The 25440-nt window shown below is 65.1% G+C and carries 31 protein-coding genes; 2 read left to right on the forward strand and 29 right to left on the reverse strand.

Annotated features, from left to right (window positions below):
• Window position 1 precedes the first annotated feature (1 nt).
• Complete coding sequence (locus ACODRW_RS06905; protein ID WP_107800978.1) at window positions 2–796, forward strand: TatD family hydrolase; 795 nt, start codon at window positions 2–4, stop codon at window positions 794–796.
• A gap of 16 nt (window positions 797–812) precedes the next feature.
• Here ACODRW_RS06905 and ACODRW_RS06910 read toward each other — a convergent pair whose 3' ends face one another.
• The 22 genes from ACODRW_RS06910 to ACODRW_RS07015 all read right to left on the reverse strand — a co-directional run bounded on the left by ACODRW_RS06910 (window position 813) and on the right by ACODRW_RS07015 (window position 17617).
• On the reverse strand, window positions 813–2444 hold the full coding sequence (locus ACODRW_RS06910) for a methyl-accepting chemotaxis protein (RefSeq protein WP_488905423.1): 1632 nt from the start codon (window positions 2442–2444) through the stop codon (window positions 813–815).
• Window positions 2445–2647: 203 nt separating this feature from the next.
• Entirely contained in the window at window positions 2648–3001 is a 354-nt protein-coding gene (locus ACODRW_RS06915) for a DUF2069 domain-containing protein (RefSeq protein ID WP_107800980.1), read from the reverse strand.
• A complete protein-coding gene (tatC, locus tag ACODRW_RS06920; RefSeq protein WP_107802034.1) occupies window positions 2998–3738 on the reverse strand; it encodes a twin-arginine translocase subunit TatC in 741 nt (246 codons plus the stop codon). Before tatC ends, ACODRW_RS06915 begins: the two co-directional genes overlap by 4 nt.
• A gap of 72 nt (window positions 3739–3810) precedes the next feature.
• Window positions 3811–4311: a Sec-independent protein translocase protein TatB gene (gene tatB, locus ACODRW_RS06925; protein WP_107800981.1), complete on the reverse strand. Its 501-nt coding sequence runs from the start codon at window positions 4309–4311 to the stop codon at window positions 3811–3813.
• Window positions 4312–4325: 14 nt separating this feature from the next.
• A complete protein-coding gene (gene tatA / locus ACODRW_RS06930) occupies window positions 4326–4535 on the reverse strand; it encodes a Sec-independent protein translocase subunit TatA (protein ID WP_043589548.1) in 210 nt (69 codons plus the stop codon).
• 72 nt (window positions 4536–4607) lie between these two features.
• The gene (locus tag ACODRW_RS06935) at window positions 4608–4934 is read right to left on the reverse strand and encodes a histidine triad nucleotide-binding protein (protein WP_107800982.1); all 327 of its coding nucleotides are present in this window, start codon (window positions 4932–4934) and stop codon (window positions 4608–4610) included.
• A 22-nt stretch (window positions 4935–4956) separates the two neighbouring features.
• Window positions 4957–5283 carry a phosphoribosyl-ATP diphosphatase gene (locus ACODRW_RS06940; RefSeq protein ID WP_043589545.1) on the reverse strand — a complete coding sequence of 109 codons (327 nt, stop codon included), beginning with the start codon at window positions 5281–5283 and terminating at the stop codon, window positions 4957–4959.
• A 124-nt stretch (window positions 5284–5407) separates the two neighbouring features.
• Window positions 5408–5800 carry a phosphoribosyl-AMP cyclohydrolase gene (gene hisI / locus ACODRW_RS06945; protein ID WP_107800983.1) on the reverse strand — a complete coding sequence of 131 codons (393 nt, stop codon included), beginning with the start codon at window positions 5798–5800 and terminating at the stop codon, window positions 5408–5410.
• 118 nt (window positions 5801–5918) lie between these two features.
• On the reverse strand, window positions 5919–6683 hold the full coding sequence (hisF, locus tag ACODRW_RS06950; RefSeq protein ID WP_019103912.1) for an imidazole glycerol phosphate synthase subunit HisF: 765 nt from the start codon (window positions 6681–6683) through the stop codon (window positions 5919–5921).
• A 77-nt stretch (window positions 6684–6760) separates the two neighbouring features.
• Window positions 6761–7501 carry a 1-(5-phosphoribosyl)-5-[(5-phosphoribosylamino)methylideneamino]imidazole-4-carboxamide isomerase gene (hisA, locus tag ACODRW_RS06955; protein ID WP_107800984.1) on the reverse strand — a complete coding sequence of 247 codons (741 nt, stop codon included), beginning with the start codon at window positions 7499–7501 and terminating at the stop codon, window positions 6761–6763.
• Between the two features lie 20 nt (window positions 7502–7521).
• Entirely contained in the window at window positions 7522–8163 is a 642-nt protein-coding gene (gene hisH, locus ACODRW_RS06960) for an imidazole glycerol phosphate synthase subunit HisH (RefSeq protein WP_227108620.1), read from the reverse strand.
• 82 nt (window positions 8164–8245) lie between these two features.
• Complete coding sequence (gene hisB / locus ACODRW_RS06965) at window positions 8246–8839, reverse strand: imidazoleglycerol-phosphate dehydratase HisB (protein WP_107800985.1); 594 nt, start codon at window positions 8837–8839, stop codon at window positions 8246–8248.
• Between the two features lie 3 nt (window positions 8840–8842).
• Window positions 8843–9913: a histidinol-phosphate transaminase gene (hisC, locus tag ACODRW_RS06970; protein WP_488905424.1), complete on the reverse strand. Its 1071-nt coding sequence runs from the start codon at window positions 9911–9913 to the stop codon at window positions 8843–8845.
• Window positions 9914–10012: 99 nt separating this feature from the next.
• Window positions 10013–11002, reverse strand: a complete 990-nt coding sequence (locus ACODRW_RS06975; protein ID WP_235085897.1) for an ABC transporter substrate-binding protein — start codon at window positions 11000–11002, stop codon at window positions 10013–10015.
• Window positions 11003–11062: 60 nt separating this feature from the next.
• Window positions 11063–12355: a histidinol dehydrogenase gene (hisD, locus tag ACODRW_RS06980; protein ID WP_107800988.1), complete on the reverse strand. Its 1293-nt coding sequence runs from the start codon at window positions 12353–12355 to the stop codon at window positions 11063–11065.
• 10 nt (window positions 12356–12365) lie between these two features.
• A complete protein-coding gene (gene hisG / locus ACODRW_RS06985; RefSeq protein ID WP_107800989.1) occupies window positions 12366–13007 on the reverse strand; it encodes an ATP phosphoribosyltransferase in 642 nt (213 codons plus the stop codon).
• A 55-nt stretch (window positions 13008–13062) separates the two neighbouring features.
• On the reverse strand, window positions 13063–13779 hold the full coding sequence (locus ACODRW_RS06990) for a flagellar brake protein (RefSeq protein WP_227105543.1): 717 nt from the start codon (window positions 13777–13779) through the stop codon (window positions 13063–13065).
• Window positions 13780–13872: 93 nt separating this feature from the next.
• Window positions 13873–14460, reverse strand: coding sequence for an SCO family protein (locus tag ACODRW_RS06995; protein WP_227105544.1), 588 nt, complete (start codon window positions 14458–14460; stop codon window positions 13873–13875).
• The gene (locus tag ACODRW_RS07000; RefSeq protein ID WP_488905425.1) at window positions 14460–15359 is read right to left on the reverse strand and encodes a heme o synthase; all 900 of its coding nucleotides are present in this window, start codon (window positions 15357–15359) and stop codon (window positions 14460–14462) included. Before ACODRW_RS07000 ends, ACODRW_RS06995 begins: the two co-directional genes overlap by 1 nt.
• 26 nt (window positions 15360–15385) lie before the next feature.
• Window positions 15386–16402 carry a COX15/CtaA family protein gene (locus ACODRW_RS07005; RefSeq protein WP_488905426.1) on the reverse strand — a complete coding sequence of 339 codons (1017 nt, stop codon included), beginning with the start codon at window positions 16400–16402 and terminating at the stop codon, window positions 15386–15388.
• 74 nt (window positions 16403–16476) lie between these two features.
• Window positions 16477–17004 carry a hypothetical protein gene (locus ACODRW_RS07010; RefSeq protein ID WP_107800992.1) on the reverse strand — a complete coding sequence of 176 codons (528 nt, stop codon included), beginning with the start codon at window positions 17002–17004 and terminating at the stop codon, window positions 16477–16479.
• A complete protein-coding gene (locus ACODRW_RS07015; protein WP_158274378.1) occupies window positions 16988–17617 on the reverse strand; it encodes an SURF1 family protein in 630 nt (209 codons plus the stop codon). Before ACODRW_RS07015 ends, ACODRW_RS07010 begins: the two co-directional genes overlap by 17 nt.
• A 91-nt stretch (window positions 17618–17708) precedes the next feature.
• Between ACODRW_RS07015 and ACODRW_RS07020 the strand changes: the two genes are divergently transcribed.
• Window positions 17709–17906: a DUF2909 family protein gene (locus ACODRW_RS07020; protein WP_019102806.1), complete on the forward strand. Its 198-nt coding sequence runs from the start codon at window positions 17709–17711 to the stop codon at window positions 17904–17906.
• Window positions 17907–17963: 57 nt separating this feature from the next.
• On the opposite strand, the gene ACODRW_RS07025 is transcribed toward ACODRW_RS07020, so the two are convergent.
• The 7 genes from ACODRW_RS07025 to ACODRW_RS07055 form a co-directional block, all read right to left on the reverse strand.
• Complete coding sequence (locus ACODRW_RS07025; RefSeq protein WP_227105548.1) at window positions 17964–18827, reverse strand: cytochrome c oxidase subunit 3; 864 nt, start codon at window positions 18825–18827, stop codon at window positions 17964–17966.
• Window positions 18828–18848: 21 nt separating this feature from the next.
• Window positions 18849–19025 (reverse strand): DUF2970 domain-containing protein, encoded by a 177-nt coding sequence (locus ACODRW_RS07030; RefSeq protein ID WP_081544914.1) that lies wholly within the window; start codon window positions 19023–19025, stop codon window positions 18849–18851.
• A complete protein-coding gene (locus ACODRW_RS07035; protein WP_235085890.1) occupies window positions 19022–19579 on the reverse strand; it encodes a cytochrome c oxidase assembly protein in 558 nt (185 codons plus the stop codon). Before ACODRW_RS07035 ends, ACODRW_RS07030 begins: the two co-directional genes overlap by 4 nt.
• A 10-nt stretch (window positions 19580–19589) precedes the next feature.
• Window positions 19590–21227: a cytochrome c oxidase subunit I gene (gene ctaD, locus ACODRW_RS07040; protein ID WP_107800996.1), complete on the reverse strand. Its 1638-nt coding sequence runs from the start codon at window positions 21225–21227 to the stop codon at window positions 19590–19592.
• 38 nt (window positions 21228–21265) lie between these two features.
• Window positions 21266–22318: a cytochrome c oxidase subunit II gene (coxB, locus tag ACODRW_RS07045; protein ID WP_233246750.1), complete on the reverse strand. Its 1053-nt coding sequence runs from the start codon at window positions 22316–22318 to the stop codon at window positions 21266–21268.
• Between the two features lie 240 nt (window positions 22319–22558).
• Window positions 22559–23197 (reverse strand): dethiobiotin synthase, encoded by a 639-nt coding sequence (gene bioD, locus ACODRW_RS07050; protein ID WP_488905427.1) that lies wholly within the window; start codon window positions 23195–23197, stop codon window positions 22559–22561.
• Between the two features lie 297 nt (window positions 23198–23494).
• Complete coding sequence (locus ACODRW_RS07055) at window positions 23495–25303, reverse strand: 2-isopropylmalate synthase (protein WP_235085884.1); 1809 nt, start codon at window positions 25301–25303, stop codon at window positions 23495–23497.
• Between the last annotated feature and the right edge of the window lie 137 nt (window positions 25304–25440).

The following is a 25440-nucleotide window of genomic DNA, read 5'->3' on the forward strand; positions in this document are numbered from 1 at the left end:
CATGCACCGTTTCCCCGCCCTGCCCGCGCCCGGCGCGCTGATCGACACCCACTGCCATCTGGACGCGCCGGAATTGGCGCCCATGCTGTCCGCCGTGCTGGAGCGCGCGCGCGCCGCCGGCGTCGGCCAGATCCTGGTGCCGGCGGTGCGCGCCGACACCTTCGACGCGGCCGCCGCCATGCGCCGCGATCACGGCTGCTGGATAGGCTTCGGCCTGCATCCCATCTATCTGGAACGGCATCTGGACGAGCATCTGGAGCAGCTGGAGCGCGCGCTGCGCGAACAGCGGCCGGAGGCGGTGGGAGAGATAGGCCTGGACTTCTATCTGCCGGAGCTGGATCCGGCGCGGCAGGAGGCCTTGTTCGTCGAACAGCTGAAGCTGGCGCGCAAATACGCGCTGCCGGTGGTGCTGCACGTGCGCCGATCAGTGGACCGCGTGCTCAAGCATCTGCGCGAGCAGCGCGTCGAGCGGGGCATCGCCCACGCCTTCAACGGCAGCCCGCAGCAAGCGGACGCGATGCTGCGCCAGGGCATGAAGCTGGGCTTCGGCGGCGCGATGACCTACTCCGGCTCCCAGCGCATCCGCCGGCTGGCGGCCACGCTGCCGCTGTCCGGCCTGGTGCTGGAAACCGACGCGCCGGACATCCGCCCCGAGTTCGCCCAGGACCGGCCCAACGAGCCGGCCCATCTGGCCGCCTTCAGCGCGCAGCTGGCCGAGCTGCGCGGCCTGCCGGAGACGGCGCTGCGCCAGGCCTTGTACCGCAATAGCCTGGAGGCGCTGGGCATCGCCGGCTGAGATGAAGCCCCTTCCCTCAGGTGCGGAAGCGCCTGAGATTGGAGTCCAGATCCACCGACAACTGCTGCAGCTCCTGCGATAGCTGGCTGGCCTGGCCGGAGGCCTTGGCGGTGCTCTCGTTCATCTGCGCCATCTGCTCCACATTGCCCGCCACCAGCTGGCTGGCGTGGCTTTGCTCCTTGATCGCGTTGGCGATGTCGGTGATGCGTTCCACCGAGTGCTGGGACAGCTGATGGATTTCACGCAGCGATTCGGCCACGCTGGAGGTGCTGCTGACGCCGCTCTCGATGCGGGCATTGGCCTGCTGCATGCTCTGGTAGGCGCGCTGGGTATCGGTCTGCACCCCTTCGATATGGGTGGAAATCTCGGTGGTGGCCTGGCTGGTGCGCTCGGCCAGCTTGCGCACCTCGTCCGCCACCACCGCGAAGCCGCGGCCCATCTCCCCGGCCCGCGCCGCCTCGATCGCCGCGTTCAGCGCCAAGAGATTGGTCTGCTCGGCGATGTCGCGGATCACCCGCACGATGTCGCCGATATCGCTGGAACGCTGATTGAGCTGCCCCATCACCGTGGAGGTTTCGGTAATGCCGCTGGCGATCAGCTGGATCTCGCTGGCGGCTTTTTCCGCCAGGCCGTTACCGCGATCCGCCTGCGCCATGGTCTGGCGCGCCTGGCCTTCCACATCGCGGGTATTGTCCGCCACCAGATTGATGCTGACCGACATCTGCTCGATCGCCGCCGCGCCGCTGGCGGCGGATTCCGCCTGATTGGCCGCGGCGCCGGACACCTGGGAGCTGACGTCCGCCATCTGGCCCGAGGCGCTGGCCAGTTGCGTGGCGTGGCCCTGGGCTTCCTGCACCAGCCGGCGCACGGTGCCGACCAGCGAGGCCAGCGATTCGCCGACGCTGCCCAGCTCATTGCGGCCGAAGTCCGGCAGTTCCAGGTTCAGATCGCAGGTTTGCGCCAGTTGCTGCGCGGAATCCCGCATCTGCAGCAAGGGCACGCGGATGGAACGGATGATGTACCAGGACACCACCAGGCTGGCCAGCAGGCCGACCGCCACCGTGGCCAGCAACTGGCTGCGCACCGCGTCCGCGGAGGCGTCGATCTGGCCGCGCAGCCCCGCCACCGCGTCGGAAGCGCCCTTGGCCAGTTTGGCCGAGACCTCTTCCATCTGGTGGATGCTGCCCTTGTACTGGCCAAACGCCTTGTTGGCATCGCTGGTGCTGGCCAGTTCCTGCTTGTCCACCTTGGCGCCCACCGTCTTGAAGCCGTCGGCGTAGCTGTTGAGCAGTCCGTCCAGCGTCGTCAGCTGCTGGGCGGCGTCGCCGTTCAGCGGATGGGTGCCGGCGTTCTTGATCGCCGCGTGCGCGCCGTCCAGCGTCTTGCTCCATTTCCCGCTGTACTCGCCTCGCTTGGCGGCGTCGCCCAGATTGATGAAATAGTCCTTCTCGAAACGCCGCAGATTGCCCATATGCTGCTGCAACTCCACCACGTCGCGGTAAAAGGCCAGTTCATGAGTGCTGACATCCTCCACCCGGCTGGAAATGCTGCCCAGCCCCATGAAGGCCAGCAAGCTGGTCACCGCCAGCGCCACCAGCAACAAGGCGAAACCCAGGGTGATCCGGGCCGCAATCGTCATATTCCGCATTTACACACTCCCCAACCAAACTATGTTTTTTTTGGATTCCCGCCGATTCAAGTCCGCGGTTTCGCCGCGATGGTAAACCAAGCCGTTCACGGTTTTCACCGCATGACTCCGGCAAGTTTCACACTCTGCGCCCGGCATGCGCGACGGACGCAAAAAAAGCCGTCAGCATGAGCTGACGGCTTCCTTTTGGCTGCGCGCGAGGTCTACTGCGGCTGACGCGACAACTTGAAGGTTCTGGCAAAGCCCAATACACAGACGAAGAATAGTCCGCTTAAGAAGATTTCGCCCCATGCAAGTTGTTGCGACAGACCGCGATCCGCCCAACCGCGCATCACGCCCTCGGTGAAATAAGCCAGGATGAACATGCTGGCCCATTGATAGGTGTACAGGCGCTGGGCCAGGATGCCGCGCAGCGGCAGCAGCAGCACCGCCGCCTTGAGCGCCAGCAGCGAGCCGCCCGGACGCAGCGGCGCCAGCCACAGTTCCCAGGCCAGGCACAGCAGGATCAGGGCGATCAGCGACGCCGACGCGCCGTAATGCCAGGCGTTTCGATTCATGAACCATCCTCCAACAAAGGGCGCTCCTTCTTGCGGCCCAGGAACACCGCCAACAGAATGCCCGCCTCGTACAACAGCCACAGCGGCACCGCCAGCAGGGTTTGCGACAGCACGTCCGGCGGCGTGACGACGGCGGCCACCACGAAGGCACCGACGATCACGTAAGGCCGGCCCTGGCGCAGTTTTTCCACCGACACCACGCCCATGCGCACCAGCAGGATCACCACCACCGGCACCTCGAAGGTGACGCCGAAGGCCATGAACATGCCGAGCACGAAGGACAGGTATTTATCGATGTCGGTCATCATGCTGACCCCGACCGGCGTCACCGCCGACATAAAGCCGAACACCACGGGGAAGACCAGGAAGTAGGCGAAAGCCATGCCGGTGAGGAACAGCAACAGGCTGGCCACCACCAGGGGCAGCACCAGCCGTTTCTCATGGTGGTAGAGCCCGGGCGCGACAAAGGCCCAGATCTGGTACAGGGTATTGGGCAGCGAGATCAGGAAGGCCACCAGCATGGTCACCTTGACCGGTACGAAGAACGGCGCGGTGACGTCGGTGGCGATCATGTTCGCCCCCTTAGGCAGCGCGTCCAGCAGCGGCTTGGCCAGCAGATGGTAGATGTCCCCGGACCAATGGAACAGGCCGAGAAACACCAGCGCGACGCCGAGCAGCGCCCGTACCAGACGGGTGCGCAACTCGATCAGATGCGCGAGCAAGGGTTGTTCATTCATGCGCGGGATGTCCAATGGATTCAGGAACGGCCGGAGCGGGCGCCAGTCCCGCCCGGCCGGGTGCGGCCAAGCTCAACGCGGCGATGGCGGATCGGCCGGCTGGGGAGCCGGCGCCGCCGGCGGCAAGTCGTCGAACAGGTCCAGCTGGTTCTCGTCCTTGACCGGCGCCGCCTCGGCCTGCGCCTCGACGTCGGCCGGAAGCGGGTCCAGCAGATCCGGCTGCAGGCCGCCGTGGATGAGATTGGCCGCCTCTTCCACCGGCGCGCGCGCCTCGTCCGCCAGGGAACGCAGTTCGGCGCTGTTCTGCTCCATCGCCTCGCGCACGCCCCGCACTTCGGAGTCGAGCTGGCCTTTGAACGACTGCGCCGCGTCCTCGATGTCCTGCCGCAATTCGTTCAGGCCGGTCAGATTGGCCTGCTGCTGGATGTCGGACTTCACCGTGGCCACGAAACGCTGGGCGCGGCCCACCAGCGCGCCCAGGGTGCGCGCCACCGTGGGCAGGCGCTCCGGCCCCAAGACCACCAGGGCCACCACGCCTATCAACAGGATTTCGCCAAAGCTGATTTCAAACACGCTTGAGCCGCGCCTTATTTCTTGTCGGCGTCGCCGTCGATGATGCGGCCGGTTTCAGCCGGCTTGTCCTTGGCGGCCTTGTCGTTCTCGCCGTTCATGCCTTCCTTGAAGCCTTTGACCGCGCCGCCCAGATCTTCACCGATATTGCGCAGTTTCTTGGTGCCGAACACCAGCACCACGATCAGCAATACCACCAGCCAGTGCCAGATGCTGAAAGAACCCATGATTCACTTCCTTATCAAATCGAATTAGTACGCGGAGGCCGCCCGGCCTCCCGCTTCGGGCCCGCAGGCCGATCAGTTATTCTTGTGGCCGAACACATGCACGTGCAGGTGGAACACTTCCTGCCCGCCGCCGCGGCCGGTGTTGATGCCGGTCTTGAAGCCGCCCTCCAGGCCCTGCTCGCGCGCCAGCTTGGGCGCCAGGGTCAGCATCTTGCCCAGCACCGCCTCGTGCTCGGGGCCGCAATGGGCCAGCGAATCCACGTGCAGCTTGGGAATCAGCATGAAATGCACGGGAGCGATCGGACGGATGTCGTGGAAGGCCAGCACATCGTCGTCTTCGTAGATTTTATTGGCCGGAATCTGCCCGGCCACGATTTTGCAGAAGATGCAGTCTGTCATTATTGTCGGCTCTCGCTCAATCTTAAGGGGTGGGGGCGCGGGAGGCCTTTTCATCCAGGCCGGAAATACCCTCGCGCCGCTTCAACTCCATCAGCACGTCCTCGGGCCGCAGGCCATGATAGGTCAGCAACACCATGCTGTGGAACCACAGGTCGGCCACTTCGCGCACCAGATGCAGCTTGTCCTTGTCCTTGGAGGCCATCAGCGTTTCCGCCGCCTCCTCCGCCACTTTCTTCAGAATGGCGTCCTCGCCCTTGTGAAACAGGGACGCCACATAGGAAGACTGGGAACTGGCCTCGCGCCGCGCTTCCAGCGTGTCCGCGATGGTTTTCAGCACATCCTGGCTCATGTCGCTATTCCTTTACGCCGCAACCCCGGCAAGTATATGTCGTTCCGATGGCAAAACGATAACAATCGCCTTGCCGGCAGCCATTCTAACGGCCAGCCGCCGCAAGGCGTTGACCGCGCGCAAGTCAGGCCTTGCCGTAGATGGCGCCCGGGTCCTTCAAGACCGCGTCCACCACTTCCCAATCTTGCCGCGCCGGATCGAAGCGGCGGTAGAAGCAGCTTTCGCGGCCGGTATGGCAGGCGATGCCGCCGGCCTGCTCGATCTGCATCACCACCACGTCGCCGTCGCAGTCCAGCCGCAACTCCTTGACGCTTTGCAGGTGGCCGGAATCCTCGCCCTTCTTCCACAGCTTGCCGCGCGAGCGGCTCCAGTAATGGGCGACGCCGGTTTCGGCGGTCAGGGCCAGGCTGTCGCGATTCATCCACGCCACCATCAGCACCCGGCCGCTGGCGGCGTCCTGGGCGATGGCGGCGACCAGGCCCTTGTCGTCCCATTTGACTTCATCCAACCAATTCATGGCTCACCTTTAGAAGGCCGCGCGCCTTGGCTATGAGTGGCGGCGCGGCAAATGATTCAGCGCGGCGCCCGCTTCGCCTCAAATTAAGACGCCGGCAAGAGTGTCGATCGGAAGGCGCTCACAGCCGCACTTCGATGCCGGCGTCCCGCATCGCCTGCTTGGCCTCCGCCACCGTGTGCTCGCCGAAATGGAAAATACTGGCGGCCAGCACCGCGTCGGCCTTGCCCAGTTTGACCCCGTCCACCAGGTGCTGCAGCGTGCCCACGCCGCCGGAGGCGATCACCGGAATGTCCACCGCTTCCGACACCGCGCGCGTCAGCTCCAGATTGAAGCCTATCTTGGTGCCGTCGCGGTCCATGCTGGTCAGCAGGATTTCGCCCGCCCCCAGTTGCTGCATCTGACGCGCCCACGCCACCGCGTCGATGCCGGTGCGCGTGCGGCCGCCGTGGGTGAACACCTCCCAGCGGTCGTTCTCCGGCGTCACCGCCTTGGCGTCCACCGCCACGACGACGCACTGGCTGCCGAAGCGATCGGCCGCCTCGCTCACCAGCTGCGGCCGGGTCACCGCCGCGGTGTTGATGCTGACCTTGTCCGCGCCGGCGCTGAGCAGGCGGCGGATGTCCGCCACTTCCCGCACGCCGCCGCCCACGGTCAGCGGAATGAACACCTGCTCCGCCACCGATTCGATCACGTGCAGAATGATGTCGCGCTGGTCCGAGCTGGCGGTGATATCGAGAAAGGTCAGTTCGTCCGCGCCCTGCTCGTTATAGCGGCGGGCGATTTCCACCGGGTCGCCGGCATCGCGCAGACCCAGGAAGTTGACGCCTTTGACGACGCGACCGGCGGTCACGTCCAGACAGGGGATGATGCGTTTGGCAAGCATATGGGGTCCGGCAAACGGCCAACCGGCCCGAACAGTGCGTACGGGCCGGCATGGCTTGATAAGTCGAGAACAGGCTCTCAGTCCGACAATTCGTCGGCCAGCGTCTGCGCGGCGGCGAAATCGATGCCGCCCTCGTAGATGGCGCGGCCGGTGATCGCGCCTTCGACGCCCTCGTCCTTCACCGCGCACAAGGCGCGGATGTCGTCGAGATTGCTCAGGCCGCCGGAGGCGATCACCGGGATGGTCAGCGCCTGCGCCAGCTTGACGGTGGCGTCGATGTTGACACCGTTCATCATGCCGTCGCGGCCGATGTCGGTGTAGATCACCGAATTGACGCCGTAGTCCTGGAAGCGTTTGGCCAGATCGATCACCTTGTGGTTGGTGACCTTGGCCCAGCCGTCTATCGCCACCATGCCGTCCTTGGCGTCCAGGCCGACGATGACCTGGCCGGGGAAGGCGTCGCAGGCATCGTGCAGAAAGCCCGGCGTCTTGACCGCGGCGGTGCCGATAATCACGTAGGCCAGACCCATGTCCAGGTATTTCTCAATGGTGTCCAGATCACGGATGCCGCCGCCCAATTGCACGGGGATTTCATTGCCGACCTCGCCCAGAATGTCGCGGATCACCGCCAGATTCTTGGGCTTGCCGGCGAAAGCGCCGTTGAGGTCGACCAGATGCAGGCGGCGAGCGCCCTGATCGCGCCAATGGGCGGCGACTTGCACGGGGTCGTCGGAGAAAACGGTGGCATCGTCCATCACGCCCTGTTTCAGGCGTACGCATTGACCGTCTTTCAGGTCTATCGCGGGTATGAGCAGCATGGTGCTAAATCAAACGTGAGTTAAACACTGCCATCCCAGGCCAGGAAGTTCTTCATCATCTGAAGGCCGGCCCGGTGGCTCTTTTCGGTGTGGAACTGGCTTGCGAAGATGTTCCCACGACCGACAATACATGAAAACCGCTCAGGGTATTCACTTTCCGCCAGCGTCAGGCCCGCATCGGCCGGCGCAAAGTGGTAACTATGCACAAAATAGAAACGCTCGCCGTCGGCGATGCCGGCGAACAAGGGATGGACCCGCGTCTGGAACACCTGGTTCCAGCCCATGTGCGGCACTTTCAAACGCTCGCCCTCGGCGTCGCGCAGCCCGGCGGCAAAACGCGCCACCTTGCCGGGGAACAGGCCCAGGCCTTGAGTCGGCCCCTCCTCGCTTTCCTCGAACAATAGCTGCGCGCCGACGCAGATGCCAAAAAACGGCTTATTCTTGGTGCTTTCCCTTATCGCCTCGGCCAGCCCGTGCTGGTTCAGCTCGCGCATGCAGTCCGGCATCGCGCCCTGCCCGGGGAAGATCACCTTGTCCGCCTTGAGCACGGCTTCCGGCTCGCTGGTGAGGAAGATGTCCGCGCCGATGTCGTTGACGGCCTGCGCCGACTTGAGCACCGAATGCAGATTGCCCATGCCGTAATCCACTACTGCAACTTTAATCGCCATCCTGCAAGCTCGCTTCGGGGTGTGGCGGCGCTCCGGCCAAATGCGGCCGGAGCCCTGAAAAAACGGCGCGGCCGACTTATGCGGTCAGCGTGCCCTTGGTGGACGGCGTCTGTCCGGCCATGCGTTCGTCCGCCTCACAGGCCATGCGCAAGGCGCGGCCGAAGGCCTTGAAGATGGTCTCGGCCTGATGATGGCTGTTGACGCCGCGCAGATTGTCTATGTGCAGCGTGACCATGCTGTGATTGACGAAGCCGTGGAAGAACTCGGAAAACAGGTCGACGTCGAACTGGCCGATGCTGGCGCGGGTGTATTCGACCTGGTATACCAGGCCCGGACGGCCGGACAGGTCGATCACCACCCGGCTCAGCGCCTCGTCCAGCGGCACGTAGGCGTGGCCGTAGCGGCGGATGCCCTTCTTGTCGCCTATCGCCTTGGCGAAGGCCTGGCCCAGGGTGATGCCGATGTCTTCCACCGTGTGGTGGGCGTCGATATGCAGATCGCCGTGGGCGACCACGTCCAGATCAATCAGGCCGTGGCGGGCGATCTGGTCCATCATGTGGTCGAGAAAGGGCACGCCGGTTTCAAAGCGGCCTACGCCGGCGCCGTCCAGATTCAGGCTGACGGTGATCTGGGTTTCCAGGGTATTGCGGGTAACGGTTGCGGTTCTCATGGCTCAGGCGAAGTAAGCGTCCAGGGCCGCCAACATGGCGTCGTTTTCCTGCGGCGCGCCCACGGTCAGGCGCAGGCATCGCTCCAGCAAGGGGTGGCTGCCGTGCAGTTGCTTGATCAGGATGCCGCTGGCCTTGAAATGCTGGTACAAGGCCGGCGCGTCCGGCACCCGGATGGTGATGAAATTGGCTTCCGACGGGAAGGCTTCGATGGCGGCGTGGCGCGCCAGCCCGGTGGCCAGCCGGCCGCGTTCCTCGCACAGTTCCGCGGCCTGGCGGTTGAACACCTCGATATGGCGCAGCGAGAAGCGCGCGGCGGCCTGGGTCAGCACATTGACGTTGTACGGCGGGCGCACCTTGTCCAGTTCCCGGATCCAGTCGGCGGGGCCGGCGGCGTAACCCAGGCGGATGCCGGCCAGGCCCAGCTTGGACAGCGTGCGCATCACGATCAGATTGTCGCGCAGGCCGGCCAGGTTCATGAAGCTGTCGCTGGCGAAAGCCTGATAGGCCTCGTCCACCACCACCAGGCCGGGCGCGGCCTCGCAGATCGCTTCCACCTCGGCGCGGGCGAAGCGCGGGCCGGTCGGGTTGTTGGGGTAGGACACGAACACCACCGCCGGCTGATGCTCGGCGATGGCCGCCAGCGTCGCCCGCAGGTCCAGGCTGAAATCGGAACGCAGCGGCACGCCGACGTAGTCCAGGCCGGAGAACAGCGCGTTCATCTTGTACATCACGAAGGACGGCTCCAGCGCCAGCAACTTGGCGCCGGGACGGGCCAGCGCCTGCGCCACCAGGGTGATCAGCTCGTCGGAGCCGTTGCCCAGCAGCACTTCGGCCGGCTCCGGGATGGAAAACGCCTGCTTCAGCTGGGCTTTCAGCGTGCCGCCGGACGGGTCCGGATAACGGTTGACGGCGACGTCGGCCAGCGTCCGCGCCAGTTCCTGGCGCAGCTCGGCCGGCAGCGGCCACGGATTCTCCATGGCGTCCAGCTTGATGTAGCCGTCGGCGGAGGCTACCGGGTAGGCGCTGATGGCGGCGATCTCATCGCGCACCAGCTGTCGGACGGACTTTTTCATGACTTCGCAATCGGCCTGGCGGCCAACAAAAGCCCCGCGGGCGGAGCCGTGTTATCGGAAAAGACGAAAAGCTATAGTAGCGTGTTCATTCGCTTTCAGCTACTCGACCCAATTCGCCCGTTCCCGCAGCCGCGCCGGCAGCTCTATGCGGTCTCGCGCCAGGCCTTCGCGGCTGAAAACATAGCGGCCTTCCGACGGCGTCACCGGGAACAGGCTGGCCACCGGCTTGCCGTGGAACAACACTTGCTCGGCCAGCTTGGCCGCCTCGCGGCCCTGCTCGTAGCCGGATAGCACCAGGCCGCCGGCGGCCTTGTCCTTGCCCACGGCGAAATCCCAGAACGCGAACAGCGGCAGCTTGGCGTGGGCGGCGGTCCAACGCAGCACTTCATCGCCGGGCACCACCTTGCCGCCGGCGTCGCGCAGGGTGAAGTAAAGGCCGACCCAGACCGCCTGATAGCGGCCGGCGGCGCCCAGCACCCGCCGCTGCCAGTCCGCGTAGGAGCCGGTCAAGGCCAGGTCGACGTGGATATTGGCCAGCAGCATGGTGTCGCGGCCGACGAAGGTCTCGTCGCGGATGATGCGCGAGGTGAGATCGTCGTCGAACAGCACCAGCGCGCTGCGCAGGCCTTTGACGGTTTTGCCCAATTCGAAGACGCTGCGCAGAATCAACGGCCGCTCCAGCACGCCGCTGACGCCCGACGCCGCGCCCGGGAAGTAATTGCGCGGATTGTTGTTGATGCCCAGATAGATCACCGGGACGCCCCGCTGGGCCAGCTTGCTGCCCACTCTTTGCAAGGCGGCGTCGTCGCCGACGATGACGAGCTCAGGTTTTATTTTCGCCGCCATCGCCAGCGCTTCGTCGGCGCGCGCCTGATGCTGGGCCGGCGGCAGACGCTTGGTGTCCATCGCGTAATAGCTCAGCTGCGCGCGCTTGCCCAGGCGCTCCTGCAGGGCGCGGCGGTAATCCTGATCCCAGGGGTAGTCGCTGTGATAGCTCTCCACCACCAGCACCCGCGGTTGCGCCCCTGCCGCCGCGGACAAGAAAAAGGCCAGACAGAGTCCGGCCATGATGCGTTTCAGCCCAGCCATCGCCTTCTCCGGTTACCTATCCAGATTAAGCGATGAAGCGGCGTTTCGCCTCCAGCGGCGCTAGGCGTCCAGCCTCAGCTCCGCCGCGCGCGCATGCGCGCTCAGGCCTTCGCCGTGGGCCAGCAGGCTGGCGACCTGGCCCAGCGTCTGCGCGCCGGCCTGGGACACCCGGATCAGGCTGCTGCGCTTCTGGAAGTCGTACACGCCCAGCGGGCTGGCGAAACGCGCGGTGCGGCTGGTGGGCAGCACGTGGTTGGGGCCGGCGCAATAATCGCCCAGGCTCTCCGAAGTGAAACGGCCCATGAAGATGGCGCCGGCGTGACGGATCAACGGCAACAGCTCGTCCGGATGGGCCACCGACAGTTCCAGATGCTCGGGCGCGATGTAGTTGGCGATCTCACAGGCTTGCGCCAGATCGCCGACCTGGATCAGCGCGCCGCGATTGCCGAGGCTGGCCTCGATGATGGCGCGGCGCGGCATCTGCGGCAGCAGTCTGGCGATGCTGGCCTCGACCTGGGCGATATAGTCCGCCGACGGGCACAGCAGGATGGCCTGGGCGATTTCATCGTGCTCGGCCTGGCTGAACAAATCCATGGCCACCCAGTCCGGCGGGGTGTCGCCGTCGCAAATCACCAGGATTTCGGACGGGCCGGCCACCATGTCGATGCCCACCACGCCGAAGACCCGGCGCTTGGCCGCGGCGACGTAGGCGTTGCCCGGGCCGGTGATCTTGTCGACCTGGGGCACGGTCTCGGTGCCGTAGGCCAAGGCCGCCACCGCCTGGGCGCCGCCGCAGGTGAACACCTTGTCCACGCCGGCGATGTAGGCGGCGGCCAGCACCAGATCGTTGCGCTCGCCGTCCGGCGTCGGCACCACCATGATGATTTCGCCGACGCCGGCCACCTTGGCCGGCATCGCGTTCATCAACACCGAGCTGGGATAGGCGGCCTTGCCGCCCGGCACGTAGATGCCGACGCGGTCCAGCGGCGTCACCTGCTGGCCCAGCAAGGTGCCGTCCTCGTCCTGATAACTCCAGGAATGCGCCAGTTGCTTCTCGTGATAGCGGCGCACCCGTTCCGCCGCGGTGCTCAGCGCGTGGCGCACCGGATCGCTCAGCCGGTGGAAGGCGGCTTCCAGTTGCTCGCGCGACAGCGTCAGATCGGCCATCGAGACCGCGCGCATGCGGTCGAAGCGGTTAGTGTAGTCGATCACCGCGGCGTCGCCGCGCGCCTTGACGTCGTCGCAGATGGCGGCGACGGCGGCGTCGACGGCCGGGTCCTGCGCGGTTTCAAAGGCCAGCAGCGCCTGCAGGCGGGCGGTGAAATCGGCTTGGGAAGAGGACAGTTTCAGCATGGAGCGGACCTCAGGCCGGCACGGCGCCGGCGAATGCGTCCAGCACCGGCTGGATCACGTCGTGTTTGAGCTTGAGCGCGGCCTGGTTGACCACCAGCCGCGAACTGATGTCGACGATGTGTTCGACCGCGACCAGATCGTTGGCGCGCAGCGTGCCGCCGGTGGAGACCAGGTCCACGATGGCGTCGGCCAGGCCGACCAGCGGCGCCAGCTCCATCGAACCGTAGAGCTTGATGATGTCCACATGCACGCCCTTGCGGGCGAAATGCTCGCGCGCGATCTGCGGATACTTGGTGGCGATCTTCAGGCGCGCGCCGCGGCGCACCGCGGCCTCGTAGTCGAAGCCGTTCTGCACCGCCACCATCATATTGCATTTGGCGATATTGAGATCCAGCGGCTGGTACAGGCCGGCGCCGCCGTGCTCGATCAGCACGTCGCGGCCGGCGATGCCCAGATCGGCGGCGCCGTACTGGACATAGGTCGGCACGTCGGACGCGCGCACGATCACCAGCCGCACGCCCGGATGGTTGGTGCCGATGATCAGTTTGCGCGAGGCTTCCGGGTCCTCCGCCGGCAAAATGCCGGCGGCGGCCAGCAGGGGCAGGGTCTCTTCAAAGATGCGCCCTTTGGACAGGGCAATAGTCAGCTTCATGATGTCTTGCGGCAAGGATGACGAAATCGAGGTTAAGGCGAAGCGGCGCGCGGATTCAGCCGACCAGCGCGCGGCGTTCGCGCTCCAGCAGGCCGACGTAGCGCTGAATCAGCGTCTCCATCGCCGGCGTCAGCCCCAGATAGGAGCAACCGATGCGCACAGCCTCGTTGCCGTTGCGCAGCTTGGCGGCCAGCCGGTGACGGACTTCCAGCCCGATATGCAGCCCGCCCAGCGGTTTCAGGTCCAGCGTGCAGCGCTGGTATTGCTGGCCGATGTCGAAGCCGGGCGTGGCCGGCTGCGGCAGCCACATGCTGACGCCGCCCAGGCTGACGTCGAACAAGGCCAGGTCGATCGGCTTGTGCGGGTAATCGGCCACATGGCACATCACCGGGCTGGCCGCCGGGGTCTGGATGCGGAAGAATTCGCGGCGCTGCAGCTTGATCACCTGCTCGGGCAAATCCGCCTGGAAGGCGGGCTGGCCCTCCCAGTCTATGCGGCGCACCTGGCCGGTGACGAACTGGGTCTTGACGCCCTCCGGCGAGCAGACGAAGACATTGCGCTCGCTGGCCAGCAGATGTTCATTGGTCTCCGGGTCCGCGCCCCAGTCGAACACCAGCGTGCCCGCCTTGTGGTCCACCTCCAGGAAACGAGTCAGGATGAAGGTTTTTCCCTTATTGGAAAACACCGTCACCATGTGGCCGTTCTTAGCGATGCCGGCCAGATGATGGGCGATCTCCACCGACGTGGACAGCGTGTATTTGGCGAGGTCCAACGATGGCTGCGAGCCGGATGTTGCGCCAGCGTTATGGTCGTTGCTCACTTTGATCCGACTTTCATGTCTGCGTCAGTTTCCGATACGCCAAGTTTAGCGTAACAACTGGCCAATATCATGAGCCAAGCTCGCCGACGGCGTGCCATAGGCCTCAAACACTCGCAAACGGCCCTGTTTATCCAACAGATAGGAGCCGGCGCTGTGGTCCACGCTATAGCCTCCGCCCGGCTGGCTCACCCGCTGGGCGACGACCTTGTATTGATTCTTGATCTGCTCGACCTCGCCGGCCGTGCCGGTCAGGCCGACGAAGCTTCGATTGAAATGCGGCACATAGCCGGCCAACACCTGCGGCGTGTCGCGTTCCGGGTCTATGCTGACGAACAGCACCTGCACCTGGCTGGCCTGCTCGCCCAGCTGCTTCACCGCCGCCGCGTATTCCAGCATGGTGGTGGGGCAGACGTCCGGGCAATGGGTGTAGCCGAAGAACAGCGCCACCACCTTGCCCTGGTATTGGGACAGGCTGCGGCGCTGGCCTTGGTGGTCGGTCAGCGTGAAATCGCCGCCTATCGACGCGCCGGCGACGTCGGTGCCTTTCAAATCCAGCTTGGGTTCATTCGGCGAGCACGCGGCCAGCCACAACGGCAGCAGCAGCCAGCCGGCGAGTTTTATCAATTTGCGCATCAGGAAACGGGTATCAGCCAGTAATGGTCTATCAGCAGGGCCGCGAACAGCCAGGTCAGATACCAGATCGACCAAGCGAAGGCGCGGCGGGCCAGAGCGTCAGCATACTGGCGATGCAGGCGCACGGCAAGGAAGAGCAGCCGCGCGTCCAGCGCCAGCGCCGCCAGCAGATAGAGCCAGCCGGCCGCGCCCATCGCCACCGGCAACAGGGTGATGGCCGACAACAGCAGCGAGTACAGCAAGATGGACAGCGTGGTGAAACGCTGGCCGTGGGTCACCGGCAGCATGGGCAGCCCGGCGCGGGCGTAATCGTCGCGGCGGTACAGCGCCAGCGCCCAGAAATGCGGCGGCGTCCAGGCGTAGATGATCAGGAACAGCACCAGCGCGAACGCGTGCACCTCCCCGGTCATCGCCGCCCAGCCCAGCACCGGCGGCATCGCGCCGCTGGCGCCGCCGATCACGATGTTCTGCGGCGTATTGGGCTTGAGCAGCAGGGTGTAGACGATGGCGTAGCCGACGAAGGTGGCCAGCGTCAGCCAGGTGGTCAAGGCGTTGACCAGGCCGGCCAGCAAGGCCATGCCGATGCCGCCGGCGGTCAGCGCGATGACCAGGGTCTCGGCCGCGCCGGCCTCGCCGCGGGCGGTGGCGCGCCAGGCGGTGCGGCGCATATTGGCGTCCACCGTGCGCTCCACCAGGCAATTGATCATCGCCGCCGCGCCGGCCACCAGCGCGATGCCGGCGGTGGCCGGCAACAGGCGCGCCGGATCCGGCCAGCCCGGCCCCGCCAGAAACATGCCGATCACCGCGCAGAATACGATCAGCCCCACCACCCGGGGCTTGGCCAGTTGCATCAAGGCGACCGCGTGCTGGCGCGCCTGCTGAAGCTCCGCTGCGTTCATGTTTTTCCCCCCTCAGGATGCGGCGCTCAAACCCATTCGCGATGGTTTTTGGAAAGACGGGGCAAAGGCCCGACCGGCCGCGCCTGCGCGGCGCGCGCCGGCCTCAGCCGCAGCGCCAGCAGGCTGCTGATCAGCAGCAGACAGGCGGCGCCGGCGTTGTGCAGCACCGCCACCGGCAAGGGCAGCGCCAGCAACACATTGGCGATGCCCAGCCCGATCTGCAGCGACAGCGCCGCCAGCAAGCAACACAGGTGGCCGCGCAGCGCCGGCAGCCGCCAGCCGGCGCGCGCCGCGCTCAGGCACAAGACGGTCACCAGGGCGGCGCCCAGCCGGTGCAGCCAATGCACCGCCACCAGATTGCCCACCGCCAGCGGGCTGCCGTCCGGCGCCTCGCCCAAGGCGCGGAACAGATGGAAAGCGTGTTCGAAGCGCATCTGCGGCCACCATTCGCCATTGCAGGCGGGAAAGCCCTGACAGGCCAGCGCGGCGTAGTTGGTGGACACCCAGCCGCCCAGGGCCAATTGCAAAGCCACCGCCAGCGCCAGAGCGCGCGCCAGCCAGCTCAACGACGCAGGCGCGTCCACCGGAGCGAGCCGCGGCGACAGCGCCAGCCAGGCCAGCAGCAGCAGCACCGACACGCCCCCGATAAGGTGCAGGGTGACGATGGCCGGCTTGAGCAGCAAGGTCACCGTCCACATGCCCAGCAAGCCCTGGAGCAGCACCACCGCCAACAGCGTCCCGACGACGCGGCGGTGGCGTTTCCGCCGCCACGCCTGCCAGCCGATGGCGACGATCAGCGCGCCGAGCGCGCCGGCCAGATAGCGATGGCTCATTTCCTTCCAGGCCTTGCCCAGGCTGACCGGGCCGTCCGGGCTCTGGGCTTGCTGTTGCTGAATGCGTTCCGCGGCGTGATGCGGGGAGATCTGGCCGTAACAGCCCGGCCAGTCCGGACAGCCCAGCCCGGCGTCGGACAGGCGCACATAGGCGCCGAAAGGCACGACCACGCATGCCAGGATGAATGCCAGCCAGATCAGTCGCCTCATGCTGCTCTCCCCTTGTCGAGCGGCCAAGAAACTGCGGATGTCGCGGGCCGCGCGGGCGCCGCGGCTTAACGAGCTCAACCGATGCCGTTATTGGTTTTCAGCACGCGGCCTATTTCCTGAATCACTTTCTTGGGATCGGCGGCGTCGGGATAGAACAAGACCTGGTTGCCCAAGGGGTCCACCAGGTAGTAGCCGCCGCCGTCGACGTCCGTCTGCGCGGTTTGCACGATGTGGGTGGCGTCCACCTCCTCGTGCGCGGCGCTCTCCTGCCAGCCCAGCCGGGTCAGACGGCCGGCGGCCTCGCCCTGCGCGCGCTGAATCTGGCGCATCGCGAAAAAGCGCTGCTGGCAGCGTGTCTGGCAGCCCGGTTCTATCCTGGCCGCCAGTACCCATTTGCCGCGCGGCCATCCTTGCGCGCCGGTCAGCGCGAACGGCCGCGTCGGCAACAATTGGCCGTAGCTCTTGCCGCCCTGCGGCGGCATCAGCCGGTAAGCCGCCCAAGAGGCGAGCACCGGCGCCAGGCAGATGGCCGCCATCAGCAGCAGCTTGAGCCGGCCGCGGCGCCGGGACGGCTCGGGGGACGCTTCATCGACGCGGCTCATGGGAACGTCTCCTCAGCGAATGCAAGGACAGCAGCAATAACAGGCCCAGCAGCAGCCACTGCGCCGCATAGGCGTAATGGCGCTCCGGCATGAATTCCGGCAGCACCGGCCAATGCCGCAGCGGGTCCGGCGAGTGCTCCAGCACCACCACGCCCTGATGCCAATGGCCGGGGTAGCGCTGGCGCAGCGCGGCCATGTCGATGGCGTCGACGCGGCCCTCCACGCCGGCCACCGCGCCGGGCAGCACGAAGTGGCGCGGCAGCGGCATCCAGTGTCCGCGCAAGGTCAGCGTTTTCGGATCGACGGCGGGCGGTGTCACGCCGTCGGCCAGCCAGCCCAGGTCCAACAGGGCCATCGCGCCGTCCTCCAGCCGCCAGGGCTGCAGCATGCGCCGGCCCTTGACCTCGCCCAGATAGCTGTTTTCCAACAGCAAGGCCGGGCCGGCCGGCTGCGCGCCGGGCAGCGCCACCCGGCTGAATTCCGGCTGCGGGCGGGCCTCGCGATAAATCAGGCTGACCGGCGGCACGCCGATGGCGCTGGTCAGCGAGCGCAATAATTCGGCCTTTTCCTGCGCGCGCTGCCATTGCCAGGCCGCCAAAAAGAAAGGCAGCACCGCCATGGCCAATAAACACAGCCAAACCAGCCGTTTGCCGCTAGACTTCAAAGCTGTAGATCGACGGCCCAATCGACCGGGGGATTCCGCAATGAAACTTGTCATTCTGTTCTTGCTCGCCTGCATCGTGCTTGCCCTGTTCTGGGGCCTGACCGGCCTGCTGAAGTCCGATCAAGGCTCTCAACGTCTGGTTCGCTCCCTCACTTTGCGCATCGGCCTGTCCATCGGCCTGTTCCTGCTCTTGCTGCTGGGCGCGCTGTTCGGCTGGTGGCGCCCTCATCAAGCTTAGCCGAGCCGGCCGCCCTCGTCCCGGCGCGGCCCCTGGCCTTTGGTCCGGCCGCGCGGTTCACAGCCAGTAGACGAAGACGAACAGCAACAGCCACACCACGTCGACGAAGTGCCAGTACCAGGCCGCCGCCTCGAAGGCGAAATGATGCTGGCCGTCGAAATGCCCGCGCATCACCCTCAGCCACACCACCGCCAGAATGATGGTGCCCAAGAGCACGTGCAGGCCGTGAAAACCGGTCAGCATGAAGAAAGTCATGCCGTAAGCGCCGGAGGCCAGGCTCAGATTCAACTCGCTCATCGCGTGGCCGTATTCGTACATCTGCAGGCAGAGGAACAAGCTGCCCAGCAACACGGTCAACAGCAGCCCCAGCTTCAATTGCGCGCGCCGGCCTTGCAGCAGCGCCCAATGCGCCCAGGTCACCATCGCGCCGGAACTCAACAGGATCAGGGTATTCAGCGCCGGCAGGCCCCAGGCCCCCATCGCCTGATAGGGCTTGGTGATGCCCGGCCCGGTCAGCAGCGGCCAGGACGGCTCGAAATCCGGGTACAAGATTTTGTAGTCCATCTCGCCCAAGGTCGGCACCGACACCACCCGCACCCAGTACAAGGCGCCGAAGAAGGCGCCGAAGAACATCACCTCGGAGAAGATGAACCAGCCCATGCCCCAGCGGAAGGACATGTCTTCCTTGCCCTGGTAGTCGCCGTGCCGGCTTTCGCGGATCACGTCGCCGAACCAGCCGAACAACATATAGATCAGTATCAGCGCGCCCACGCCCAGCGACAGTTTGCCCAGCGGCTGGCCGTTGACGGCGAAAGCCGCGCCCAAGCCCAGGCAGAACAGCGCCACCGCGCCCACCGCCGGCCAGCGCGATGGCTGCGGCACAAAGTAATGCGTCTGTTCCCGCTCGTTCGCTGTCGTCATTGCGTTCTCCCTGCACACCGATTAGGACGTGGCCAGCCGCACCACCAATAGCAACACGCCGATAAAAGTCGCCGCCAGCAGCAGCGCGGTCAGTATCAGCTGCAGCGGCGAGAGCTTGCTGTCCTCGCGCGCGTCCGCCTTGCGGCGCACGCCGAAAAAGGCGGACAACACCGCCAAAACGCCTTGCCATGCCCTCATGAGCCCGCTCCCGCATTGCCCGGCACGTCAAACACGGTATAGGCCAGCGTGATGCTGTCTATTGAGGCCGGCAAGCGCTTGTCGACGACGAACACCACCGGAAAGCGTCTGGTTTCGCCGGGCGCGAAGGCCTGCTGGCGGAAGCAGAAGCACTCCAGCTTCTTGACGTACTCGCCGGCGGCGGCGGGCAGATAGCGCGGAATCGCCTGCCCCACCACCCGCTGACCGCTGGCGTTGGTGATTTCGTACTCCACTTGCACGAACTGGCCCGGCTTCACCTTGAGCCGGGTCTGCAAGGGCCGCACCTGCCACGGCAGGCCGGCCTGCACCGTGGCGTCGAAAGTCATGTCCACCTCGTGCGCCGCCGCGCCGCCGTTTGTCGCCGTGTCGTCCAGGCTGTCCGCCTTGACCACGTCGTTGAGGCCGGTGACTTCGCACACCACCTTGTACAGCGGGATCAGCCCCCAGGCGAAAACGAACATCAGCAAGGCCACCACCGCCAGTTTCTTCATCAGCTGGCGGTTGCTGCGGCCCTGCTTGGCGGCGGCTTCCATCGCATCGTCCTCAGTGGTGCTCGCCGCCGGTGCTGGACACCACCACGCCGTTTTCAATCACCTCCAGCTGCGGCGCTTCGGCGAAGCTGTGATAGGGCGCCGGGGTGGGAATCGCCCACTCCAGCGTATTGGCGCCCTCCCACGGATGCTGCGGCGCGGGCTTGCCGTGGCGCAGCGAGCGCAGGATGTTGTAGAGGAAGATCAACTGCCCCAGGCCGAACATGAAGGCGCCGATGCTGGCCAGCTGGTTGAATTCGGTGAATTGCAGCGCGTAGTCGGGAATCCGCCGCGGCATGCCGGCGAGGCCGAGGAAGTGCATGGGGAAGAAGGTGACGTTGAACCACAGCAAGGACCACCAGAAATGCAGCTTGCCCAGGCCCTCGTGGTACATCTTGCCCGTCATCTTGGGAAACCAGTAATAGATGGCGGAGAACAGGCTGAACAGCGCCCCGGCCACCAGCACGTAATGGAAATGGGCGACCACGTAGTAGCTGGCGTGCAGCTGGATGTCCACCGCCGCCACGCTGAGGGTGACGCCGGACAGGCCGCCTATGGTGAACAGCAGGATGAAGCCGATGGCGAACAGCATGGGCGTTTCAAACGTCATGCTGCCCTCCCACATGGTGGCCACCCAGTTGAACACTTTGACCCCGGTGGGCACCGCGATCAGCATGGTCGCGTACATGAAGAACAGCTGGGCGGTGGCCGGCATGCCGGTGGCGAACATATGGTGCGCCCACACCATGAAGGACAGGATGCCGATGCTGGAGGTGGCGTAAACCATGGAGGCGTAGCCGAACAAGGGCTTGCGGGCGAAGGTGGGAATCACCTGGCTGACGATGCCGAAGGCCGGCAGCGCCATGATGTAGACCTCGGGATGGCCGAAGAACCAGAACACGTGCTGATACAGGATGGGGTCGCCGCCGCCGGCGGCGTTGAAGAAATGGGTGCCGAAGTGACGGTCGGTCAACACCATGGTGACCACGCCGGCCAGGACCGGCATCACCGCGATGATCAGGTAGGCGGTGATCAGCGAGGCCCAGGCGAACATCGGCATCTTCATCATGGTCATGCCCGGCGCGCGCAGATTGAGGATGGTGACGATGATGTTGATCGACCCCATGATGGAGCTGACGCCCATGATGTGGATGGCGAAGATGGTCATGTCCATGCCCATGCCCATCTGGGTGGACAAGGGCGCGTACAGCGTCCAGCCGGCCGCCGCCGCGCCGCCGGGCACGATGAAGGACAGCAGGAGCAGCAGCGCCGCCGGCGGCAGCAGCCAGAAGCTCCAGTTGTTCATCCGGGCGAAAGCCATGTCCGGCGCGCCTATCATCAGCGGCAGCATCCAGTTGGCCAGGCCGGTGAAGGCCGGCATGATGGCGCCGAACACCATGATCAGGCCGTGCAAGGTGGTGAACTGGTTGAACAGCTCCGGCTGGAAGAACTGCAGGCCGGGCTGGAACAGTTCGGCGCGGATGCACAGCGCCATCACCCCGCCGGACAGGAACATGATGAAGGAGAACCACAGATACATCGAACCGATGTCCTTGTGGTTGGTGGCCGCCAGCCAGCGCATGATGCCGCGCGGGCGCTCGTGATGCCCCGGCGCGTGCCCGGCATGGCCGGCGTCATCGACAATTGCCATATCGCTCTCCTTGCATGGGTTCGCCGCCGCTCCCGGCCTCAGCCGGTGGCGCCGCGGGCCGCCTTGATCTCTTTGGGCTGCACCAATTCGCCGGTGTGGTTGCCCCAGGCGTTGCGCTCATAGGTGATCACCGCTGCGATGTCGGTATCCGACAGCTGCTTGCCCCAGGCTTGCATCGCCGGGTTTTTCTGACTGCCGAACAAGACGATGTGGATGTGCGCCGGCTTGTCGGCGGTGGCTATCTTGGAACCGTCCAGCGCCGGGAAGGCGCCGGGCAGGCCCTTGCCGTTGGCCTGATGACAGGCGACGCAGTTCTGGGCGTAGACCTTTTCGCCGCGGGCTTTCAGATCGGCCAGCGTCCACACCTTGTTGGGATCGTCCGCCGCCGCGGCCATTTGCTTTTTCTTGGCTTCCAGCCACTTGGCGTAGTCGTCCGGCGTCTTGGCCTCCACCACGATGGGCATGTAGCCGTGGTCCTTGCCGCACAACTCGGAGCACTGGCCGCGATAGGTGCCGGGCTTGTCTATGCGAAACCAGCTGTCGCGCAAAAAGCCGGGAACCGCGTCCTGCTTGACGCCCAGCTGCGGCACCCACCAGGAGTGGATCACGTCGTTGGCGGTCAGCAGCAGCCGTACTTTCTTGCCGGTGGGCACCACCAGCGGCTCGTCCACTTCCAGCAAGTAATTGACCGGTTTGGCCGCGGCGTTGGCGATGGCCTCGCGCGGCGTGGACAAATGGCTCATGAAGCCGAAGTTATCGTCCAGGTAGTCGTAGCGCCACTTCCATTGATAGCCGGTGACCTTGACCGTCATGTCCTCGCCGCGCGTGCTCTTCTGCGACAACACCGCCTTGGTGGCCGGCCAGGCCATGCCGATCAGGATCAGCAGCGGAATCACCGTCCAGATGATTTCCACCGTGGTGTTTTCATGGAAGTGCTTGGCCTGATGGCCGGCGGCTTTGCGGTGGCGGACGATGGCGTACATCATCACCAGGAACACCAGCGCGAAGATGACGCAGGTGATCACCAGCAACATGGTGTGCAGGTCGTATTGCTGACGGGCAATGGGAGTGACGGGGGCTTGCAGATTCAACTCGGCCGCTGACGCGCAGGATATCGGCAGCCAACAGCAAAGGACGCGCATACAGGACATGGAGCCCCCCTAGAAATCCTCAACTGACATGAAATGGTGCTGACTGGTCCGGTCTATTCCCATGACCGGTTAATGGCATGCTAGAAAAAAAGGTCAAGGAAAACAAGAAAATGTCTTGCGGCAACGCAATAAAATATTACGGATGGGAATCGCGGCGCGCGTCGTTCCGCGCCCGGCGGCTCAGTTGGATTCGCCGGCCAGGTGCGGCACTTCCAGCAATAGCGGCGCCGGCATGTGTCTTTGCAGGGTTTCCAGGTTCTGCTCGTAGGCCTGTTGCTGCGGCACCACTCGATTGGCCACCCAGCCGGCCAGCGGCAGCCCGGTGTCCAGCACCGCGCGCGCGGTCAGCAAGGCGTGGTTGATGCAGCCCAACCGCATGCCCACCACCAGAATCACCGGCAGTTGCAAGGCCTTGGCCATATCGGCCATGAACAGCCGGTCGGACAGCGGGGCCATCCAGCCGCCCGCCGCTTCCACCACCACCACGTCGGCGCAGGCGGCCAATTGCTGGTAATGGTCGACGATCACGTCCAGCCGGATATCCACGCCGGCCTCGCTCGCGGCGATATGCGGCGACACCGGCGGCAGGAATCGATAGGGGTTCATCAGTTCCAGATCGGACTGGCCGGTGGCGGCGGTCAGCCGCGCCACGTCGTCGTTCCACCAGCTGCCGTCGGCCAGCAGTTCGCAGCCGGAAGCCACCGGTTTCATCGCCAGCACGCGTTTGCCTTCGGCCTGCCATTGGCGGATCAATTGCACGGCGACGTGGGTCTTGCCGATTTCGGTATCGGTGCCGGTGATGAAGAAGGCTGCGGACATGGACGCTTTCCGTAATGGGGAAGGAGAGAGCTGGCAGTCTAGCGCCGGCCCGTCCGCGCGTAAAACGCAAAAACCCCGGCTCCGCCGCGCAACGACGCCGACCTCATGGGTCGGCTGTCCGCCGCGCGGCCTTGTGAGCCGGGGCAAAAAGGGTCGGCCTTGTGGGCCTGATGGACTTCACACTCGATAAAGTGAACTCCCTGGGCCGGACGGTCTAACGCTGACTGCACGCCGACAAGGACGGGATGGAAAACCTTGTCGACGATGCGCCGCGCTGGCCGCCTCGGCCGGAAAACCTCATACCAGCGCTTGTGCGTTCAGCTTTTGCTCCTGGTTCATCAATTTGTTCAAGGCCGACAAATAGGCCTTGGCCGAGGACACGATGATGTCGGTGTCCGCGCCCAGGCCGCTGACGATGCGGCCGTCTCGCGCCAGGCGCACCGTCACTTCGCCTTGGGATTCGGTGCCCTTGGTGATGGCGTTCACCGAGTACAGTTCCAGTTCCGCGCCGCTGGCGGCCACGCTTTCAATCGCCTTGAAGGCGGCGTCCACCGGACCGGAGCCGCTGGATTGGGCGCGGCGCTCTTCGCCGTGCGCCAGGAAGACGATGGAGGCCACCGGCGCTTCGCCGGTTTCGGTGGCGATCTTCAAGGACACCAGTTTGTAATCCTCTTCGCGGACGGTGCTGAACTCGTCCGACACCAGCGCGTGCAGGTCCTCGTCGAAAATCTCGCGCTTGCGGTCCGCCAGCTCCTTGAAACGGGCGAAGGCGGCGTTCAGCGCTTCTTCGCTGTCCAGCACGATGCCCAGCTCGATCAGCTTGGTCTTGAAGGCGTTGCGGCCGGACAATTTGCCCAGGGTCAGGCGGTTGGTGCTCCAGCCCACCGATTCGGCGGACATGATCTCGTAGGTTTCGCGGTGCTTGAGCACGCCGTCCTGATGAATGCCGGACTCGTGGGCGAAGGCGTTGGCGCCGACGATGGCCTTGTTGGGCTGCACCGGATAGCCGGTCACCGTGGACACCAGCTTGGAGGCCGGCACGATCTGGGTGGCGTCGATGCCGGTTTCCAGCGCGAACACGTCCTTGCGGGTGCGCACCGCCATCACCACTTCCTCCAGGCTGGCATTGCCGGCACGCTCGCCCAGGCCGTTGATGGTGCATTCCACCTGGCGCGCGCCGCCCAGCACCGCGGCCAGGCTGTTGGCCACCGCCATGCCCAGATCGTTGTGACAGTGGGCGGACCAAACCACTTTGTCGCCGCCCGGCGTCTTGGCGATCAATTCGCGGAAGAAAGCCTCGGTGATGAAGGGCACCGCGTAACCGACGGTGTCCGGCACGTTCAGCGTGGTGGCGCCGGCCTTGATCACTTCGCCGAAAATGCGCGCCAGGAAGTTGATGTCCGAGCGCAGCGCGTCTTCGGCGGAGAACTCCACGTCGTCGGTGTATTCGCGGGCGATTTTCACCGCCGCCACCGCCGCCGCCACCACTTCGTCCGGGCTCATGCGCAGCTTCTTCTCCATATGGATGGGGCTGGTGGCGATGAAAGTATGGATGCGGCCGCGCGCCGCCGGCTTGATCGCTTCGCCCGCGGCGCGGACGTCGCGCTCGTTGGCGCGGGCCAGACTACAGACGGTGGAGTCCTTGATCACCTCGGCGATGGCGTGGATGGCGTCGGCGTCGCCCGGGCTCGCCGCGGCGAAACCGGCTTCGATGATGTCCACGCCCAGACGCTCCAGCTGGCGGGCAATCCGGATCTTTTCTTCCTTGGTCATCGATGCGCCCGGCGATTGCTCGCCGTCGCGCAAGGTGGTGTCGAATATATAAAGACGATTGCCCATCTGGCTGTTTCTCCCTGGTCCCTGCATTGCAATTTCCGCGCCTGTCCCGACGCCGATCAGATAATCGTTGAAATCGAAGCGTTTACCCTGGCTGGCCGCCATCACCGCCAGCTTGTTGAGCTGGGCCAATGGCAGGCTGCCGCGTTCTCTCCATTTGTATATCGCCGCCCGAGTCACCGGCTCATCGGCGAACAAGCGATTCAGATCCTCAGCCAGCTGTCCCGGCCCGCCGAAGTCCGCAATCAAGCGTTCAATGTCCAATTGCATCATGTGCTCCCGCAGCAAATTTTGATCCAGCCTACCGGCAAGCAAGACATAAAGTCAAATCTGCACGCTGAAAACTGTGATTAAAACGTTACACCCGATGTCCAAGCCAAAAATATCGGACATTATGTCTATTTTTG

Source organism: Chromobacterium sp. FG89 (assembly GCF_057808735.1).

Bases quoted from the DNA above. Each gene is read 5' to 3' on its own strand.
- hisD (WP_107800988.1), bottom strand. From the start codon at position 12,355: ATGCTGAAACTGTCCTCTTCCCAAGCCGATTTCACCGCCCGCCTGCAG.
- hisI (WP_107800983.1), bottom strand. From the start codon at position 5,800: ATGAATTGGTTGGATGAAGTCAAATGGGACGACAAGGGCCTGGTCGCC.
- ACODRW_RS06995 (WP_227105544.1), bottom strand. From the start codon at position 14,460: ATGCGCAAATTGATAAAACTCGCCGGCTGGCTGCTGCTGCCGTTGTGG.
- hisA (WP_107800984.1), bottom strand. From the start codon at position 7,501: ATGCTGCTCATACCCGCGATAGACCTGAAAGACGGTCAATGCGTACGC.
- ACODRW_RS06975 (WP_235085897.1), bottom strand. From the start codon at position 11,002: ATGGCTGGGCTGAAACGCATCATGGCCGGACTCTGTCTGGCCTTTTTC.
- bioD (WP_488905427.1), bottom strand. From the start codon at position 23,197: ATGTCCGCAGCCTTCTTCATCACCGGCACCGATACCGAAATCGGCAAG.
- ACODRW_RS07000 (WP_488905425.1), bottom strand. From the start codon at position 15,359: ATGAACGCAGCGGAGCTTCAGCAGGCGCGCCAGCACGCGGTCGCCTTG.
- hisG (WP_107800989.1), bottom strand. From the start codon at position 13,007: ATGAAGCTGACTATTGCCCTGTCCAAAGGGCGCATCTTTGAAGAGACC.
- ACODRW_RS07025 (WP_227105548.1), bottom strand. From the start codon at position 18,827: ATGACGACAGCGAACGAGCGGGAACAGACGCATTACTTTGTGCCGCAG.
- ACODRW_RS06910 (WP_488905423.1), bottom strand. From the start codon at position 2,444: ATGCGGAATATGACGATTGCGGCCCGGATCACCCTGGGTTTCGCCTTG.
- ACODRW_RS06940 (WP_043589545.1), bottom strand. From the start codon at position 5,283: ATGAGCCAGGATGTGCTGAAAACCATCGCGGACACGCTGGAAGCGCGG.
- ACODRW_RS06935 (WP_107800982.1), bottom strand. From the start codon at position 4,934: ATGACAGACTGCATCTTCTGCAAAATCGTGGCCGGGCAGATTCCGGCC.
- ACODRW_RS07030 (WP_081544914.1), bottom strand. From the start codon at position 19,025: ATGAGGGCATGGCAAGGCGTTTTGGCGGTGTTGTCCGCCTTTTTCGGC.
- ACODRW_RS07010 (WP_107800992.1), bottom strand. From the start codon at position 17,004: ATGAGCCGCGTCGATGAAGCGTCCCCCGAGCCGTCCCGGCGCCGCGGC.
- ACODRW_RS07020 (WP_019102806.1), top strand. From the start codon at position 17,709: ATGAAACTTGTCATTCTGTTCTTGCTCGCCTGCATCGTGCTTGCCCTG.
- hisC (WP_488905424.1), bottom strand. From the start codon at position 9,913: ATGAAAAAGTCCGTCCGACAGCTGGTGCGCGATGAGATCGCCGCCATC.
- ACODRW_RS07055 (WP_235085884.1), bottom strand. From the start codon at position 25,303: ATGCAATTGGACATTGAACGCTTGATTGCGGACTTCGGCGGGCCGGGA.
- ctaD (WP_107800996.1), bottom strand. From the start codon at position 21,227: ATGGCAATTGTCGATGACGCCGGCCATGCCGGGCACGCGCCGGGGCAT.
- tatC (WP_107802034.1), bottom strand. From the start codon at position 3,738: ATGAATGAACAACCCTTGCTCGCGCATCTGATCGAGTTGCGCACCCGT.
- ACODRW_RS06905 (WP_107800978.1), top strand. From the start codon at position 2: ATGCACCGTTTCCCCGCCCTGCCCGCGCCCGGCGCGCTGATCGACACC.
- ACODRW_RS06915 (WP_107800980.1), bottom strand. From the start codon at position 3,001: ATGAATCGAAACGCCTGGCATTACGGCGCGTCGGCGTCGCTGATCGCC.
- hisB (WP_107800985.1), bottom strand. From the start codon at position 8,839: ATGAGAACCGCAACCGTTACCCGCAATACCCTGGAAACCCAGATCACC.
- hisF (WP_019103912.1), bottom strand. From the start codon at position 6,683: ATGCTTGCCAAACGCATCATCCCCTGTCTGGACGTGACCGCCGGTCGC.
- ACODRW_RS07005 (WP_488905426.1), bottom strand. From the start codon at position 16,402: ATGAGGCGACTGATCTGGCTGGCATTCATCCTGGCATGCGTGGTCGTG.
- tatA (WP_043589548.1), bottom strand. From the start codon at position 4,535: ATGGGTTCTTTCAGCATCTGGCACTGGCTGGTGGTATTGCTGATCGTG.
- ACODRW_RS07035 (WP_235085890.1), bottom strand. From the start codon at position 19,579: ATGGAAGCCGCCGCCAAGCAGGGCCGCAGCAACCGCCAGCTGATGAAG.